Raw genomic sequence first — 17,269 nt, forward strand, 5'->3', positions numbered from 1 at the left:
ACGGAGAGTAGATCAGCCTTCTATGACGACCACTGCCCAGACGACTATTGCCCGGACCATCGCTGCCGAGCTAGAGCTGCGCCCCGCCCAGATCGAGGCCAGCCTGGACCTGTTTGCCGAAGGGGCCACGGTGCCCTTTGTGGCCCGCTACCGCAAGGAGCGCACCGGCAACCTGGACGAAGTGCAGCTGCGGCAGATTGCCGAACGCCACCAGTACTTGACCGAACTGGAGGATCGACGGCAGACGGTGCTGACGGAGATCGACGCCCAGGGTAAGCTGACCGCCGACCTCAGGGCCAAAATTCTGGCCTGCCAGCAAAAGACCGAGCTGGAGGATCTCTACCTGCCCTACCGACCAAAGCGCCGCACCCGCGCCACCATGGCCAAGGAAAAGGGCCTGGAACCCCTGGCCCAGCAGATTGAGGCGTTAAACCTGTCGGGCCGCAAGGCAAATCTGAGTCAGGCCGCGCAGGCGTTTGTGAAGCCAGACCAGGGGGTTATGTCGGTCAGTGATGCCCTCCAGGGGGCGGCGGATATTTTGGCGGAACAGGTGGCGGAGCGGGCCGAACTGCGGCGGTACGTGCGCGATCGCCTGCTCCAGCAGGGCCAGTTCACCGCCAGCATCAAAAAAGACCACCCCGAGGGCACCACCAAGTACGAAATGTACCGGGCCTACCGGGCGACCGGGCGGGCGATCGCCTCCCACAACCTGCTAGCGCTCCTGCGGGGCGAGCGAGAGGGCATTCTCAAAGTGGGGCTGGAGGTCGAGCCAGAGCCCATTTTGCACCACCTCGAAAAGCGGCTGATCAAAACCCCGGTGCCCGAGGTTCGCCAGTTCTACCGCACCCTGATCCAGGACGCCTACAGCCGTCTGATGAAGCCCTCGTTGACCAGCGAGGTGATGACGGAGAAAAAAGCCTGGGCCGATGAGGTGTCGATTCAGACCTTTGAGGCCAACCTCAAGAATTTGCTGCTATCGCCCCCGGCGGGGATGAAGCCCACCCTGGGGGTAGACCCGGGCTTTCGCACCGGCTGCAAGGTGGCCGCGGTAGATGGCACCGGCAAATTTTTGGAATACCAGACGGTGTTTCCGCACCAGTCGGCCCGGCAGCGGCAGCAGGCCGCCGAAACCCTGGCCGGGCTGATTCGCAAGCACCACATCGAGCTGATCGCGATCGGCAACGGCACCGCCAGCCGCGAGACCGACGCCTTTGTGGGGGAGGTGCTCAAAACCCTGTCGAACCCGCCCGTAAAGGTGTTCGTGAATGAGTCGGGGGCCTCGATCTACTCGGCCAGTGAGGTGGCGGCGGCAGAGTTCCCCGACCTGGATGTGACGGTGCGAGGGGCGATTAGCATTGCCCGTCGCCTGCAGGACCCGCTGGCGGAGCTGGTGAAAATTGACCCCAAGTCCATTGGTGTGGGCCAGTACCAGCACGATGTCGACCAAAAGCGGCTGCGGCAAAAGCTCGACGAGACCATCGAGAGCTGCGTTAACTACGTGGGGGTAGATCTGAACATGGCCTCCCGTGAGCTGCTCACCTACGTGTCGGGGCTAACTCCGGCGGTGGCCAACAATATCGTCGAATTTCGCAACAGCAACGGAGCCTTTCAGTCGCGGCGCGACCTGCTCAAGGTGAAGAAACTGGGGCCGAAGGCCTTCGAACAGGCGGCGGGTTTTTTGCGCATTCGCAACGGCAAAAACCCGCTGGACAACACGGCAGTGCACCCGGAGAGCTACGGCATCGTCGATGCGATCGCCGCCGACCTGGCCATACCGGTCACCCAGCTTCCCCAGGCGGCCAACCGGCTCCAGCGCCTCGACATTCAGAAATACACCACCGCCACCGCCGGCGAACTCACCCTGCGCGACATTTTGCAGGAGCTGGAGAAACCCGGTCGGGACCCCCGCCAGCAGTTTACCTACGCCCGCTTTCAGGAGGGCATCAACGACATCACCGACCTGAAGCCGGGAATGACCCTGGAGGGCAGCGTCACCAACGTCACCAACTTTGGGGCCTTTGTCGATATCGGGGTTCACCAGGACGGGCTGGTGCACATTTCGCAGATGGCCGATCGCTTCGTCAGCGACCCCAACGACATTGTCAAGGTGGGCCAGGTGGTAACGGTGCGGGTGCTGGAGGTCGACCCCAAGCTCAAGCGCATCGGCCTCTCCATGCGGGCGGCATCCTGATGGGTAGGCATATCACGGAAAATTTATCGGTAGCATTGATTTTCACCGGAGCAATCTCCTAAGGTAGGCAAGGAAAATTGTCCCAGGGCAACGCCTGGGCATTGCCAGAGCACCGATTCAGCCCCCCTATGACCAAACACCTGATTCTCTTTCGTCACGGTAAATCAGACTGGAGTGCCGGCTCTGGCCGGGATCGCGATCGCCCCGTGGCCGAGCGGGGTATTACCGCCGCCAAAACCATGGGCAAACTGCTGGCGGCGGCGGGTAAAGTCCCCGATTTTGCTATCACCTCGTCGGCGGTGCGGGCTCGCACCACCCTGGAACTCGCCACCGAGGCCGGCGGCTGGCGCTGTCCCCAGGAGGTCACCGACGAGCTCTACGAAGCCTCGATCGAGCAGGTGCTGGGGGTGATTCATCGGCTGCCAAACCACTACAGGTCCGCCATGCTGGTCGGCCACCAGCCCACCTGGTCCGACGCCATTTCCTACTTCATGGGGGGTGGTGCGGCGACGATGCCCACTGCCGCCATGGCCTGTCTGGAGTTTGAGGTGTCCGCCTGGGCCCAGGTCGAGTACGGTCGCGGCACGCTGCTGTGGTTGCTGCCCCCTCGTCTATTTGTTTAGTGGCGTGGTTTAGCCACGCTGGCGTGCCCCTACCGCAACAGAGCGGGGCGCCAACTTGTAGGCTTTGAGGTTGTCGCCTTCGACGATAACCAACCCTACAGCAGTCTGGACGTAGATCTTGCCATCCACTGTGTAAACAATCGGGGCCAGTGATGCATCCACCGAGGCCTGGGGGACAGCGCTCACGGGAGCAAATGAAGGCGGCGCAGCGGGAGGCAAAGACGAGTGCTGAATCGGTACCGGGGTGGCTGAAGCTGGTTTCGCTACCGGGGGTGGAGCCCAAAATTGGGTTTTTTCAACCTCTTCAGCCTCCTCTTTTTCAAGCCAGACCATCATGTCATCGCCGTGGTGCACGGTTTCCCCCCGCAGCGTCTCAATGTACAGGGTGCCGCTGTTGAGGGCAATTTCACGCACCGGGTACCACTGATGTTGGACCAGCACAAACAGGTCCAGCTGCAGGTGGCGATCGCGCAATCGGCTGGCGTGGGACCACCACAGCTTCCACAGTTGGCGAGCCTGCCCGTAGACAATGCGGTAGCCCTCCGGAATAGGATAGTGGGCATAGTCCAAAACTTGGCGGTGCTTTCCCGCTCCCGTGGGGATAAAGTGATGGTCGATCAGAATCTGGTGCAGCACCTCCGTGTAGTCGGTACCGGGGCGCACCTCTATACGCGGTGGCATTGCCGCATCGTAGGCGGTGGCCAACAGTAGGCCCCGGCGGGTAAACAGCTGGCGCAAATTGCTGGCGGGCTGAATTCGCAGTGACTGATTGGCCTCCAGGGTGGCATCCCCCGAGACAAACCACTGCATCAGCGTGAGGTCATCTAGTGAATTCATTTCAGGAACCAGTGCAAGGAACGTGACGAGGGGCAACTCCCAAGGGTCGTTGCGGCATGGAACGGCGATCGCCAGCCCTGCTAGGGCCATTGGGCAGATCCGTACCGCTACCGTTCTGACAACCTGGCCAGAGCTCTGTGGGGCTGACGATTGATGCAAATTGCCGGGATGGCGTCCCCAAACAGCCTGATTCAAGACCGCCAACAATCCCTTTGAAGCTTGTTGCTTTCTACTCTTTACAGGGCCTAACGGCGAAAGTCCGGTTTATTTTGATGAAAATAAAATTAAATCTTCACGTTTACCTGACGTCTGGGCTCGGGCCGTTGGATATATTCCCCAGGGTGCATTCCGTCCTGGTCCCCAGGGCTAGGGCAAACGCATACTCAGGAGGAGAGTAGCCGAATTAGGTAGTCATTATCCCATCCTGCTTGCAAGCGTTTAGCCTTGATACCCCCTTTGGCAAAAGCGTCCTGACGCAGCAGATTGAGGGCGATGTGACGGACGACGGCCAGATTAGCGGGGGCGTGGTCTTTACGAATTCGAGAGGCATCTTCGTGGAAGGCGACATCGAGCACCCAGTGGAGCTGGTTTTCAATACCCCAGTGGCTGCGCACCCCTTGGGCAAAGCGTTGGACATCGCCGTCAAAACTAACGAGATAGTAGCGCTGCTCAATGGTCGGGGGTTGACCGAGGATACGGCGTTCAGCCTCCACGAGGCCAACGCGTTTTAAGCCAACCCAGCGCTCAGCGTTGATGAGGTGCTCGACCCCATCGAGCAACCAGTGGCGGCGGATGTCGATGCGCCCGTGCCCAGGGGTGATGGTCTGATGAAACTCGTGGGAGATGTCCTTAAAGTCCTGCTGCCGCGCCCAGGTAAACACCTGCTCGACATCCTCGTGAATGTTGCCCTGATTGCCTTTAAGGCTCAAGATGTAGTCGCCACCGCCTTCGATAATCTGGTGAGCAATGGCGGTTTGAGTGCCCATGGCATCAATGGCCCCATTGTCCAGGCCATCCAGCCGGGGATAGAGCGAGAGCTAGCCTTTCAGCAGATGGCGATCGCCCAGGCCGAGGCCGGGGATCTAGCCGCTGCGGTAGCCCTGGCGCAGGCCAGCGGCAGCCGCCGCAATACCGCCCTGGTGGAAATTACCCGGTACCACCTGGCCAACCAGCAGCCCGACCAGGCCTGGGCGCTGGTGCAGGCTGAGCAGGTGCAGGGCATTTTTGCCGAGGTGGCCCTGGGCTATCTGGAGGCGGGGCAGCCCGACCAGGCCTGGCAGATTGTGCAGGCGAATGGTTTAGAGGGCTTTGATTCTGAGCTGGCTATCGCCCAAGCCAGGGCAGGGCAGGCCGACCAGGCGATCGCGGCCCAGCCCGTTGAGTGGCTGCGGCCCGCGATCGCGCGTGAATTTGCCCAGCAGCGGCAGCTCGACCTGGCCTTGCAGGTGGCCGAGTCCATCGGCGACCAAACCTACCGGGCCCAGGCCTTCATTGCGATCGCCCAGAGCTATGGCCCCCCAGCCGCTGCCCGGCGAGGGGGGGTGCGGGGGGCGATCGCTACCCTGACCGACGCGGCCCGAGGCTGGTTTGGCGACTCAAACCGCGAGACAGCCACCGCCGCCCTCGACCAGGCCCTGGAGCTGACCCAATCCCTCTAACCCGTTCTCCCATCCAAGACAAAAGCCCCGCTGGATTGCTCTAGCGGGGCCTTAGGTAATTTCCAGGGTTGTCACCCAGAAATGGCCTTAATCGCTTTGAAAATGCTCGATTAACGGCGATAGGGGCTGGGCAGAACACATAACTCACTTCCTAGAAATGAGTCTTAATATTCTCATCTCGAGTATGCGTTTGCCCTATCCCCAGGGCCGCACTATAGGTAAGGAAACAGAGTGAGCTTAGAGATGTCATGGCGACAGCGGTCAGCCCACAGCACGGTTTCTTGACCACCAACGGCGTCCGCCTGCACTACGTCAGCCAGGGCCAGGGGCCGCTGATCGTGTTTCTGCATGGCTTTCCAGAATTCTGGTACTCCTGGCGGCACCAGCTCAACGCCTTCGCCGACCGCTATACCTGCGTTGCCCTCGACCTGCGCGGCTACAACGACAGCGACAAACCCGACGGCGTTGAGGCCTACCGCCTGGATGTCCTGGTTGAAGATGTCCGGGGGTCAATGGATGCCCTGGGCTACGATCGCATGGTGCTGGTGGGCCACGACTGGGGCGGCGCGATCGCCTGGGCCTTTGCCTACGCCTACCCCAAACGACTCCAGTCGCTGATCACCCTGAACATTCCCCACCCAGCCAAATTTGCCGAGGGGTTGCGTACCCCCCAGCAACTGCTCAAAAGCTCCTATATTGGCCTCTTTCAGCTGCCGCTGCTGCCCGAACTGCTGCTGCAAGCGGGCGACTACTGGCTAATTGAGCAGGCCCTGCGGGGGATGGCGATCGACAAGACCGTCTTTAGCGATGCCGACCTGCATGCCTACAAAACCGCCGCCGCCAAACCCGGTGCCCTCACCGCTATGCTCAACTACTACCGGGCGGCTGTGCTCAGCGGCCAGTTGCAACAGTCCTGGGGCGTACTCGACGTCCCCACCCTGATGATCTGGGGCGAAGACGATGCCGCCCTGGGCAAAGAACTCAGCTTCGGCACCGACGCCTACGTCCGCGATCTGCAGCTGCACTACATTCCCCATTGCAGCCACTGGGTGCAGCAAGAACGCCCCCAGCAGGTCAACGCCCTGATGCGCGACTTTTTGACCCACTAACCATGACCCTGGCGGCGGAGCACATCCGGGCGACCCTGCTGGACCTGATCGCCCAGCGTGGCCCCGACAAAACCATCTGCCCCTCCGAGGTCGCCCGTGCCCTGCGCGCCAACGACTGGCGCAGCCTGATGCCCGCAGTTCGGGAAGTTGGGCAGGCCCTGGCAGAGGAGGGGCGCGTCGTTGTGACTCAGCGGGGGCAAATCGTTGACCCCCAAACCGCCAGAGGCCCAGTGCGCTACGGCCAGCCCAAAAAGTGCTAAGCCCTCCCACCAACGACCACCACTACAGATTCTCTTACCTCTTATAGCGATGGCCCTTGCGCTGGGGACATGGCCCCCTGCTACAGTCAAAAACTTGAGCATTGCTGAATTGAGTAATGAATCTGTAAACTTAACAGCCTTTCATCGCCCCCTTAAATCCCCCAATTCTGGGGGACTTTGAGATTTCGACTCCCCCCAGAATTGGGGGGCATATCATACTTGCATTCAGCAACGCCCTAAAATCTAACTTACGTTACCTGGCTGACCCGGATCGTCCCCTGGGCATCCTAAACTTGCCCCCTCCCCCGGAGTGCCGCTTACCATGCGCGTGCTTGTCCTCAGCCATACCTATATCGTTGACCTCAACCGCGAAAAGCTGCGCGCCCTGGCTCAGCTCTCCCCCAATCTTGAGGTAGTGGTGGGGGTGCCCCGCCGCTGGCAACCCGGTGGAGTGCAAAATCGGCTGATTGTATCAGAGCCGCTTCAGGAGGGGAACTTTCGGGTGCAGCCCCTCGGCAACCTGAGCCAGAACAACCAGGGCTTGCTCACCTTTGGCCCCGACCTGGTGCAATTGCTGCGCCAGTTCCGGCCCCAGATCATCCAGGTGGAGCAGGGATCCAGGGCGCTGGCCTACGCCCAGACCATCACCCTCAATCGTTGGCTGGGGCTGGGGGCCAAAAATGTCTTTTTCACCTGGTGGAATTTGCCCTACCGCCTCAAGTTTCCCATCTCTGCTCTGGAGGCCTACAACCTGCGCCACACCCACGGGCTGGTGGTGGGCAACCAGGATGGGGCCGATATTTTGCGCCAGCGGGGCTACTGTGCCCCCTACCGGGTCATGCCCCAGCTTGGGGTGGACGAAACCCTGTTTCGGCCCCAGCCCCAGCCGGAGTTGGCGGCATCCCTCGATATGCCCAGCGAGGCCTTTGTGGTGGGCTACTGCGGTCGCTTTGTCGAAGAAAAAGGGCTGCTCACCCTCTGCAACGCCCTGGCCACTCTGGGCGATCTGCCCCAGCGCTGGGTGTGGCTGCTGGTAGGCCGAGGCGAGCTGCGCGATCGCATCCAAACCAGGGCTGAGGCGGCGGGCATCGGCGATCGCCTGCGCTGGGTCACCGGCATTCCCCACGACCAGGTGCCCCACTACATCAACCTCATGCACACCCTGGTGCTACCCTCTGAAACCACCGACCAGTTCAAAACCCTCACCGCCACCGGCTGGAAAGAACAATTCGGCCACGTGCTGATCGAAGCAATGGCCTGCGCCGTCCCCGTCATCGGCTCCGACTCCGGCGAAATTCCCAACGTCATCGCCCAGGCCGGCCTGGTGTTCCCCGAAGGCAACGTCCCCGCCCTCGCCGAGCACCTACGCCTGCTGATGGAAAACCCCGACCGCCGACAGGCGATCGCCGAGAGCGGCTACCACCGCGCCATGAGCTACTACACCAACCGAGCGCTGGCGAAGCAGCTGCTGGAGTTTTATGGCGAGATCGGTGTGGGAGAGGTGAGGAGGTGAGGAGGTGAGGAAGTGAGGAGGTGAGGCCATTTAACTCCCCTTCACCCATCCCCCCATCCCCCCATCCCCCCATCCCCCCATCCCCCCATCCCCTCACCCCTCCCCCATGCGCGTCCTCCAAATCATCCCCTCCATCTCCCTCATCTACGGCGGCCCCAGCCAGATGGTGCGGGGGTTTGCCCATGGTCTGGCGGCGGCGGGAGCCGAGGTCACCATCCTCACTACCAATGCCAACGGCGACGCCGGGCAGCCGCCGCTGGCGGTTCCCCTCGGGGTGCCCGTGGCAGAAGACAACTACACGGTGCGCTATTTCCCCTGCTCGCCCTGGCGGCGGTATAAATTTTCGGTGGGGTTGTTGAGCTGGCTGTATCGGCACGGCCACGAGTACGATCTGGCCCACATTCACGCGCTGTTTTCGCCGCTGAGTACGGCAGCGGCGACCGTGGCCCGGTGGCAGGGCTTGCCCTACGTGCTGCGGCCCCTGGGCACCCTCGACCCGGCTGACTTGCAGAAAAAAAAGCGACTCAAGCAGATCTACGGTCGCCTGCTGGAAGCGCCCAATCTGGCCGGGGCGGCGGCGCTGCACTTTACCAGCCCGATTGAAGCGGAGGTGTCCCATCGGTTTGGAACGCAGCCGCCGTCCTGGGTGATTCCCCTGGGGGTAACACCGCCCCCGGCGCTATCCGACGAGGAGCGCCAGAGGATACTGGCGCAGTTGGGCATTCCTCTCCGACGTCCCTTGGTGCTCTACCTCTCCCGCCTGGATCCCAAGAAGGGGCTGGACCTGCTGCTGCCGGCCCTGGAGCGGGTCATGGCCCAGGGGATAGACTTTCACCTGGTGTTGGCGGGCGGCAATCCCCAGGACCCCGACTATGAGGCTGCGGTCGGCGATCGCATTCGGGCCTCTCCCCTGGGCGATCGCACCTCGCTGACCGGCTTTGTCACCGGCCCCACCAAAGCCGCCCTGCTGCAAACCGCCGACCTGTTTGTGCTGCCCTCCTACTACGAGAACTTTGGCATTGCCGTGGCGGAGGCGATGGCCGCAGGGGTCCCCGTCGTGGTGTCGAAGGGGGTTTACCTCTGGCCCGACATCGTTGCTAGCGGCAGCGGCTGGGTGTGCGACCTGAGCGTCGAGAGTGTGGCTCAATCCCTGGCGGAAGCCTTGCAAACTTCTGCCCAGCGACAGCTGCGGGGGCAGCAGGCCCAGGTATATGCTCAAACTAGTTATGACTGGGACGCGATCGCTCACCGGACCCTGGCCGCCTACGGGACCGTGCTTTCTCAGCCGCCAGCCAGCTCGATTCCCCCTGGGGAGTCCATGGCTGGATAGTGTCATAAACCACACTTTCAGGGGATCAGGAAAAAGGGTATAAAGAGACCTATAAAGGAACGTTAAGAAACCGATTAAGTTTTTCACCCCTTGGTGGAAAATTTAAACCTAGAGCGAGATCTTCCCCCAGCCACCCAGCGTTACAGGTCAACCTCCCATGCTTCAGGATGCCAAAGCGATTCGGTACTACCAGCGGATCACCGACGCCTTCGTCGACCAGTGGAATCGAGGCTATCGCACCAGCGATCTGCGCCTCTACCTTGAAGGGTACCTGGCCGCCCTTCGCCACTCCGACGCCCTCGAACCCTACTGGATTCACCGCCTCGAAGAAGACACCATTCGCTATCTCAACGATCCGTCCAACTTCGCCATTCCCCAGGCCGAACCCGAAATTTATTGACGATCGATGCCGCTGCCTAGATTCAGCGGTTTTTTTGTGCGGCAGTGACCTGGGCCTATCGCCGAGGCGGGGCCAGGGCGGCAAGGCTCATAATCTAGAGTTCACCGGGTATACTCGTGCCATAGGGTATAGGCTCGACAGCTCATGCAGTACCTGGCCAAGGTCCAAAAAAAGGCATTTCTGGGCGGTGCAGAACTCTTGCTGCTGGCCGAACAGACCTCTGAATCGACGTGGGTACCCCTGTCGACCGAACGCATTGTGGAAACGACGCGCCTGCTGGCTTTTCAGGAGGGCAACCTGGTGCTGGTCGAACTGGATAACCTCAACCAGATTGTGACTGTGCAAGATGCCACCCCCTGGGTGCTGGACCTGGTAGAGCACTACCTGACCTACGGTGTTACCCCCGAAGCCCTGGAGCAGGAAATTGAGCGGGCCGAACGATGGCGGCAATCCCTCACCCTCAAAAGCCAGGAAGTCGATCGCCGCGCCCTCGAAACCGCCGCCCGCCGCGACGAAATCCAAGAACTGGAACGCAGCCTCAAACAGGAACGCGAAGAACTCGAAACCCGCTGGCAGGCCCTGGAGCAGCTGAAGGCTGACGACAGAGCGGGGGAGGAGTGAGGGGTGAGTGGATGCGTGGGTGAGTGGGTGAGTAGATGCGTGGATGAGTCCGTCCCTGCATATCTCTTAAACAGGCGTTGCGAACGTAATCCCCTAGGGATGCAGAAATCTTCTACACGTCTCACCCATCCACCCGCCTACCCACCGACCCATCCACCCGTCTACCCATCCACCTACCTCCCCCATCTCCCCCCTCCGCCCCTTGCCTCTGCCCCAACATCCTGATTGAATAGGGGCATTAAAATGAACTTTTATGAACGGGGAGACGCCATGTACATCGTGCAGATTGCCTCGGAATGTGCCCCTGTCATCAAGGCTGGGGGGCTGGGGGATGTGGTCTACGGCCTGAGCCGCGAGTTGGAAAACCGGGGGCACTGCGTCGAGATCGTCTTGCCCAAGTACGACTGCATGCGCTACGACCACATCTGGGGTCTGCACGATGCCTACCGTGACCTGGTAGTGCCCTGGTTTGGCACCGATATTCGCTGCGATGTGTTCTGCGGCTGGGTACACGGGCGGCTGTGCTTCTTTATTGAGCCCAAGTCCTGGGAGATGTTTTTCCATCGGGGCTGCTACTACGGCTGCGGTGACGACCCAATGCGGTTTGCCTTCTTTAGCAAAGCGGCGATGGAGTTTTTGCTGCGCAGCAACAAGCGCCCCGACGTGATCCACTGCCACGACTGGCAGACGGGGCTGATTCCGGCCATGCTGTTTGAGATCTACAAATACAACGGCATGGAGTTTCAGCGCACGCTGTATACCATCCACAACTTCAAGCACCAGGGCTTTGGCGGCACCGAGATTTTGCAGGCTACCGGCCTCAACCGACCGGAGTACTACTTCCAGTACGATCGCCTGCGTGACAATTTCAACCCCTTTTCGATCAACTTTATGAAGGGGGGGATCACCTACGCCAACCACGTCAACACGGTATCGCCTTACCACGCCATTGAGGCCCAGCACGGCAACGAGGGCTTTGGCCTGGGCCACACGCTGCACGTCAACCAGCACAAGTTTTCGGGCATTCTCAACGGTATCGACTACGAGGTGTGGAACCCGGAGTGCGATCGCTACATTCCGCACCACTACAGCCTCACCACCTTTGAGGACAAGGCGCTGAATAAGAAAGAACTGCGCGATCGCCTGCTGCTGCGCCAGAGCGACAAGCCCGTAGTCGCCTTCATCGGCCGGTTGGACGATCAAAAAGGGGTGCACCTGGTCCACCACGCCATCTACTACGCCCTGGCGCGGGGGGCGCAGTTTGTGCTGCTGGGCTCGGCCACCGAAAAGGGCATCAACGACTGGTTCTGGCACGAAAAGATCTTCCTCAACGACAACCCCGACGTGCACCTGGAGCTGAGCTTTAATGAGGAGTTGGCCCATCTGATCTATGCCGGAGCCGATATGATTGTGGTGCCGAGCAACTTTGAGCCCTGCGGTCTGACCCAGATGATTGGCCTCAAATACGGCACGGTGCCGATTGTGCGGGGCGTCGGCGGCCTGGTCAACACGGTGTTTGACTGGGATTACGACACTCTGCACGACCCAGAGGAGCGCAATGGCTTTGTCTTCTTCCAGAGCGACAATGTGGCCCTGGAGTCGGCTATGAACCGCGCCTTTGACGTTTGGGAGCAGGCTCCCGAGGTGTTCAAGCAGATTGCCCAGCAGGGAATGCAGTACGACTTCTCCTGGAACCATCCGGGACAGGCCTACATCGATTTGTATGAGTACATACGCCACAAGTAGCGTACGCTACCTGTATTGCTCTGTTGGGGTGGTTAGCTGCTGTCGGTAGTGACGCTGACCGACGGTGGTTTTTGTCCCCGCCCTGCCCCACCGCTGGGATCGCCACCACCAAAATGGGCACGATGGGAAAGGTCGACCAGCCTCTGCCCTCCCGCTGCTGATTGTTTCTATGTCTGCCAGCCCTGACGTCGCCTTGTCTCAACTCACTCGCGCCAAGCTACTCCGGGGCCAGGGGGATGCCCTCTACGCGATCGGTCGCCACAGCGAAGCCCTGGCGCGGTTTGAGGCGGCCCTTACCCTCAACCCCGATGACCATGAGGTGTGGACCCTGCACGGGTTTTGCCTGGCGGCCCTGAAGCGGTTTGAAGCGTCGATTGAAAGCTTTAACCGGGCCATTGCCTACTGCCCGACCTACGGCCTCGCCTGGCACGGCAAGGGGCACGCCCTGGCCCGGCTCAGCAATTTTGAAGAAGCGGTCACCCACCTGAAGCGGGCCGTCAAGCTCAGCCCTGGGGACAACAAGGCCTGGTACAACCTGGGCACCGCCCAAAATCAGCTCCACCGCTACCAGGAGGCCGTCAGCAGCTTTGAGCACAGCCTCAAGCTCAACCCCCAGGACCACCGCGCCCGCTACAACCAGGGGGTCGCCCTGTGCGGGCTGCACCGCTACGACGACGCGCTGCGGGTGCTGCAGGTGGCGTTGGACCACCGCCCCAACGCCCACTACATTTGGAATCAGCGGGGTACCATTCTGATTCAAATGGGGCGCTACAGCGATGCGATCGCCAGCTTTGAGACTTCCCTCCGTCACCAGGCTCAAAACCCCAACGCCTGGTACGGCAAAGCCCGCACCTACGCCATGATGGGCAACGTTGAGCAGGCGCTCAAAAACCTCTACCGCACCTTTGTGCTCAGCCCCTACGTCTATAAAGTGATGGTGCAAATTGATGCCCACTTTGACGGCATCCGCGACCATCCCAAATTTCAGCAACTGGTCGAATCCTGACGCCTGATACCAAATCCGCGTCACAAAACCCCGATTCGAAACTGATACCTGGTAGGGGCGTTGGCGTAGCCTGGCCAGGGGCCTTGCCGCCGTTTGCCCTGCCGGGTGCTCTAGGGGGCCAGTTCGCCCAGGATTTTGAACCGCATGTGGTTGACCGCCAAGTCGCCCAGGCGCACTTCGGGGTTATCCTGGGGGTAGATCAGCTTTTCAAAGGAAATGTCCTTGCCCATTTCCACATGCCACCAGGGCAGCCCCATGAAAAAGCGGGTGGGGTAGGGGCCACCCTCCTGCACATCATCGGGGTTGGACTCCATAGGCACCCAGCCAAAGCCCGGAATGTAAAACTCAATCCACACGTGGTTAAAGTCGGGCTCCAGGTAGAGGCCGGGCTGGTCGGCGTGGGCGGGGCACTTGTAGCGGCCCACGGTGCGGCAGGCAATGCCGTTGAGGCGCATCAGGGCCAGCAGCAGGCCCACATATTCGCCGCAGGAGCCCCGCCCCCGCGTCAGCACCACGTCCGGAGGGTCAATGGCGGGGGTGACGGCGTAGGAGAGCTTGTCGTAGACGTAGTTGCGAATACTGAGCACCCGGCGCAGCAGGTTGGTTTCGCTGCCCACGCTGTCGCGGGCCGCCGCCTGAATCACCGAGGTGTCCATGGCCAGCTCGTCGTCGTCGATCAGGTAGCGGGGGCCATACTCGGGAGGGAGGGTCGGGGCCGATTCGACCTGCCGCGGGGTGAGCTGGTATTTAATGCCGTAGACCTCCACCAGGGCTTTCCAGCCAAACAGGTGGCGCTGGTTGGGGTCGATTCGGTCAAACCTGAAACTGGCCAGGCGTTCGCCGTTCTGCTGTAGCTCTGTGAAAGGGAGTCCCACCGGTTCGACCGACTTCACCCGCTGGCGATCGGTGCTGGTGGGAAAGGCGATCCGCCACTCCACATTTTCGAGGGGAATGGCGTCTTCGAGGGTGTCAATTTCTTCGACGTAGGTCATTTCGACCAGATAGCCGTTGGTGCGGCAGTAGTTGGCCGCTTTGTCCCAGCGGTAGGTGAGGGGGTGAATCAGGGTGCGATCGCGAAAGGTCAGCACGTAGGGCTCTGCGCCGTTGGGGTCTTCCCGCACGTAGGGTTCTTCGTTGGTGTAGGCCACCCAGAGGGTGCCGCTCTCGGGGGCCGTGTGGGGCGGCACCGCAATCCCGGTGGGGGTGGCGAAGGGGGTGAGCATTTTGACCACCAGCTCGCCCGTGGCGCGATCGAGGCAGTACACCGTTTGCTCGATCTGATCGCAGACCCACAGGTAGTCGTCCCAGACCGAGATATTTTCAATGCCAATGCCGGGGGCCGAAAACTGGGTGATGCGCTGCCCAGAGTTGCGATCGCAGACAAAGATACAGCCCCCCTTTTTGCAGCTGACGTAGAGCGTGTTTTCCCACACGGCAACCCCGTCAGCGGAGTAGGGCAGGGTGAGCACCGGGGCTGGCTGAATAGTGTCGAGGCCAGTGGTGTACACTGTGTGGTCGCGACAAAACCACAGCTGATCCTGCCAGCAGGCAATGCCGGTGACACCATAGAAGGCCTCAGCCTGGTGAGAATTGAGAATTTGAATCTGGTCGGTCTGGGGGTCGAGGCGCAGCAGATAGCCGCGAAACGGGTCTACCGCCAGCAGCCGGTCGCCCTGGAGCGCCAAGCCGTAGAGCGCCTTGACCCCAATCGGCTGAATCAGCGGAACGGTCCCCACTGAGGGGGTAGCCGAAGACATGGAGAGAAAAGATTCAGGCATAGCCGGCCGAGTAACCCAGAGCAAAGACATCGGGCAGGCGACAAGGACATCCACCCGCTAAGGTCATATCCTAGGGGAATGCAGCGGCAAAAAGTGTAATTTGCCTAGCCCAGGCTTAAAATCCTGCGGTTTTTGGCCGTGGGGGATGGGGAGGTGGGGAGTGAAGAGGTGGGGACCATAGAGGATGACCGAGGTCAAAGCAGACCTTATCTTTTTGACCTTCTTCACCCCTTCACCTCCTCACGCTACTCAACGTCCTGGCTGATCTGCTGCTCAACGGTGCTGATGGCAGCATTGAGGGCAGCCAGGCGGGTTTCTAGGGCGTCACGCCAGGATTTCATCATCTCCAGCTTGTAGCGCTGGTACTGGCGGCGAGATTCGGCGGAGGGGGGAACGCAAAAGGGTAAAAACATAGGGGCTACGAGCGTGAAGAGAACTATCTAAAATCTAGCTCAGCCAGACCAAGATTGCCCCGGAGGTGCGGCTCCCCCCCCCGTTTGAGACGGTCCACCTTAGCTTTTGACAAGATTCGTTGAGCCCAGTTGGCGAACCCATACTGCGTGGTTATTTTTACGGTTCAAAGGTGCATGATAGCCATGACTGTGGCCAGGTCACTGGCCCAAATTTGTTGATTTTTATCCGGATTTTGCCGGAAATCTCTATGTGGAAAATCGTCCTGGGTGCTCTCTCTGCCAGCGGGTTAATAGGCCTGGTTATGGTGTCAAATCCGCTCCCCCTGTTCCCGGTCCAATCGTTGAATCCCTCGGGGATTGAGGCGCCGGCCTCCTCCCCCGCCCCCACGACCCTGGTTCACCTGTTTGAGTGGACCTGGGCCGACATTGCTACCGAATGTGAAACGTTTCTGGGCCCCAACGGCTACCGGGCCGTGCAAATTTCCCCACCCCAGGAGCACATTGTGCTGCCCGACTATGGCTATCCCTGGTGGCAGCGGTACCAGCCCATCAGCTATCAGCTCGAAAGCCGCAGCGGCAGCCGCGCCGAGCTGCAGGACATGATCGATCGCTGCCGGGGGGCGGGAGTCGCCATCTACGCCGACGCGGTGATCAACCACATGGCGGGGTTTGAGAGCGGCGTGGGCAGTGCGGGCACCCGGTTTACCAAGTACGACTATCCCGGCCTCTATAGCGCCGCCGACTTCAACGACTGTCACCAGCAGGTGAGCGACTACGGCAACGCCGAAAATGTCACCCAGTGCGAGCTGGTGGGGTTGGCCGACCTCAACACCGGCTCGGCCAGGGTCCAGACTACGCTGGTCGACTACATGGGCGAGCTGGTGGAGATGGGTGTGGCGGGTTTTCGCATTGATGCCGCCAAGCATATTCGCAGCCAAGAGCTGGGGGAAATTGTGGCGCAGCTGCGCGATCGCCATCCCGAAACCGATTTATACATCTACCAGGAGGTGATCGACCCCGGCACCGAGGCGATCCGCAAGCAGGACTACTACGGCAGCGGTCAGGTGATCGACTTTAAGTACGGCCAGTTTCTGGGCATGGCCTTTTTGGGGCTGGAGGGTCAAACCCTGGCCAACCTGGAAACCCTGGGCGAAAGCTGGGGCCTGGCCCCCTCGGCCCAGGCGGTCGTGTTTACCGACAACCACGACAAACAGCGGGGCCACGGCGGCGGCGGCGACTACCTCACCTACAAAAACGGCGACCTCTACGCCCTGGCCAATGTGTTCATGCTGGCCTTTCCCTACGGCAAACCCCAGGTGATGTCGAGCTTTGCCTTCGACGACTCCGAGCAGGGGCCACCCGCCGATGCCGCTGGCCGCACTCGCCCCGTGTACCAGGGGGCGGAATCCAGCTGTTTTAACGCCTGGGTGTGTGAGCACCGCTGGCCCGCCATTGTGGGCATGGTGGGCTTTCGCAACGCCACCGAGCCCGTGGCCACCGTCACCGACTGGTGGAGTAACAGCGCCAACCAGATCGCCTTTGGTCGCGGCAATCGGGGCTTTGTGGCCATCAACCGCGAGGCCCAGCCGCTGACCCACACCTTTCAAACCCAGCTGCCCCAAGGCCGCTACTGCAACGTGGTGCAGGGCGGCTTAGCGGACGGTGGCAAGACCTGCACCAACGACGCTGAGGTTGTTCGGGTCAACCGAGCCGGGCAATTTACCGCTACCCTGCCGGCGATCACCGCCCTGGCCATTCACGGGGAGGCGAAACTGGCCCGGTAG

16 protein-coding genes are annotated in these 17,269 nt (G+C 61.0%); 12 read left to right on the forward strand and 4 right to left on the reverse strand.

The window, feature by feature from the left end; all coding sequences use genetic code 11:
- The first annotated feature begins 22 nt into the window (after positions 1–22).
- Together NF78_RS05310 and NF78_RS05315 are read left to right on the forward strand one after the other, a co-directional pair.
- Positions 23–2,191, forward strand: a complete 2,169-nt coding sequence (locus NF78_RS05310) for a Tex family protein (RefSeq protein ID WP_035985198.1) — start codon at positions 23–25, stop codon at positions 2,189–2,191.
- 128 nt (positions 2,192–2,319) lie between these two features.
- A complete protein-coding gene (locus NF78_RS05315; protein WP_035985199.1) occupies positions 2,320–2,814 on the forward strand; it encodes a SixA phosphatase family protein in 495 nt (164 codons plus the stop codon).
- A 9-nt stretch (positions 2,815–2,823) separates the two neighbouring features.
- Here NF78_RS05315 and NF78_RS05320 read toward each other — a convergent pair whose 3' ends face one another.
- Both NF78_RS05320 and NF78_RS05325 read right to left on the reverse strand, forming a co-directional pair.
- Entirely contained in the window at positions 2,824–3,651 is an 828-nt protein-coding gene (locus tag NF78_RS05320; RefSeq protein WP_035985200.1) for a hypothetical protein, read from the reverse strand.
- Positions 3,652–4,034: 383 nt separating this feature from the next.
- Positions 4,035–4,637 (reverse strand): ISAs1 family transposase, encoded by a 603-nt coding sequence (locus NF78_RS05325; RefSeq protein ID WP_052049833.1) that lies wholly within the window; start codon positions 4,635–4,637, stop codon positions 4,035–4,037.
- On the opposite strand from NF78_RS05325, the gene NF78_RS32865 reads away from it, so the two are divergent.
- The 9 genes from NF78_RS32865 (at position 4,626) to NF78_RS05370 (ending at position 13,294) form a co-directional block, all read left to right on the forward strand.
- A complete protein-coding gene (locus tag NF78_RS32865; protein ID WP_035985201.1) occupies positions 4,626–5,309 on the forward strand; it encodes a hypothetical protein in 684 nt (227 codons plus the stop codon). The genes NF78_RS05325 and NF78_RS32865 overlap by 12 nt on opposite strands.
- Before the next feature lie 248 nt (positions 5,310–5,557).
- A complete protein-coding gene (locus NF78_RS05335; protein ID WP_035985202.1) occupies positions 5,558–6,418 on the forward strand; it encodes an alpha/beta fold hydrolase in 861 nt (286 codons plus the stop codon).
- Between the two features lie 2 nt (positions 6,419–6,420).
- Entirely contained in the window at positions 6,421–6,678 is a 258-nt protein-coding gene (locus tag NF78_RS05340) for a DUF3253 domain-containing protein (protein WP_035985203.1), read from the forward strand.
- A gap of 322 nt (positions 6,679–7,000) precedes the next feature.
- Positions 7,001–8,191 (forward strand): hormogonium polysaccharide biosynthesis glycosyltransferase HpsO, encoded by a 1,191-nt coding sequence (gene hpsO / locus NF78_RS05345; RefSeq protein WP_035985204.1) that lies wholly within the window; start codon positions 7,001–7,003, stop codon positions 8,189–8,191.
- A gap of 106 nt (positions 8,192–8,297) precedes the next feature.
- A complete protein-coding gene (gene hpsP / locus NF78_RS05350; protein ID WP_052049835.1) occupies positions 8,298–9,521 on the forward strand; it encodes a hormogonium polysaccharide biosynthesis glycosyltransferase HpsP in 1,224 nt (407 codons plus the stop codon).
- A 157-nt stretch (positions 9,522–9,678) separates the two neighbouring features.
- Positions 9,679–9,921: a DUF6761 family protein gene (locus NF78_RS05355; RefSeq protein ID WP_035985205.1), complete on the forward strand. Its 243-nt coding sequence runs from the start codon at positions 9,679–9,681 to the stop codon at positions 9,919–9,921.
- Positions 9,922–10,065: 144 nt separating this feature from the next.
- Positions 10,066–10,542, forward strand: a complete 477-nt coding sequence (locus NF78_RS05360; RefSeq protein WP_035985206.1) for a hypothetical protein — start codon at positions 10,066–10,068, stop codon at positions 10,540–10,542.
- A 243-nt stretch (positions 10,543–10,785) separates the two neighbouring features.
- On the forward strand, positions 10,786–12,288 hold the full coding sequence (gene glgA / locus NF78_RS05365; RefSeq protein WP_318655447.1) for a glycogen synthase GlgA: 1,503 nt from the start codon (positions 10,786–10,788) through the stop codon (positions 12,286–12,288).
- Positions 12,289–12,481: 193 nt separating this feature from the next.
- The gene (locus tag NF78_RS05370) at positions 12,482–13,294 is read left to right on the forward strand and encodes a tetratricopeptide repeat protein (RefSeq protein WP_072016126.1); all 813 of its coding nucleotides are present in this window, start codon (positions 12,482–12,484) and stop codon (positions 13,292–13,294) included.
- A gap of 110 nt (positions 13,295–13,404) precedes the next feature.
- Here the strand turns inward: NF78_RS05370 and NF78_RS05375 are convergent, their stop codons facing one another.
- Together NF78_RS05375 and NF78_RS31775 are read right to left on the reverse strand one after the other, a co-directional pair.
- The gene (locus tag NF78_RS05375; protein ID WP_263970550.1) at positions 13,405–15,072 is read right to left on the reverse strand and encodes a transglutaminase-like domain-containing protein; all 1,668 of its coding nucleotides are present in this window, start codon (positions 15,070–15,072) and stop codon (positions 13,405–13,407) included.
- 245 nt (positions 15,073–15,317) lie between these two features.
- The gene (locus NF78_RS31775) at positions 15,318–15,485 is read right to left on the reverse strand and encodes a hypothetical protein (protein WP_197064765.1); all 168 of its coding nucleotides are present in this window, start codon (positions 15,483–15,485) and stop codon (positions 15,318–15,320) included.
- 302 nt (positions 15,486–15,787) lie between these two features.
- On the opposite strand from NF78_RS31775, the gene NF78_RS05380 reads away from it, so the two are divergent.
- On the forward strand, positions 15,788–17,269 hold the full coding sequence (locus tag NF78_RS05380; RefSeq protein WP_225885233.1) for an alpha-amylase: 1,482 nt from the start codon (positions 15,788–15,790) through the stop codon (positions 17,267–17,269).

It is taken from the genome of Leptolyngbya sp. KIOST-1, from assembly GCF_000763385.1.
Lineage (GTDB): Bacteria > Cyanobacteriota > Cyanobacteriia > Phormidesmidales > Phormidesmidaceae > Nodosilinea.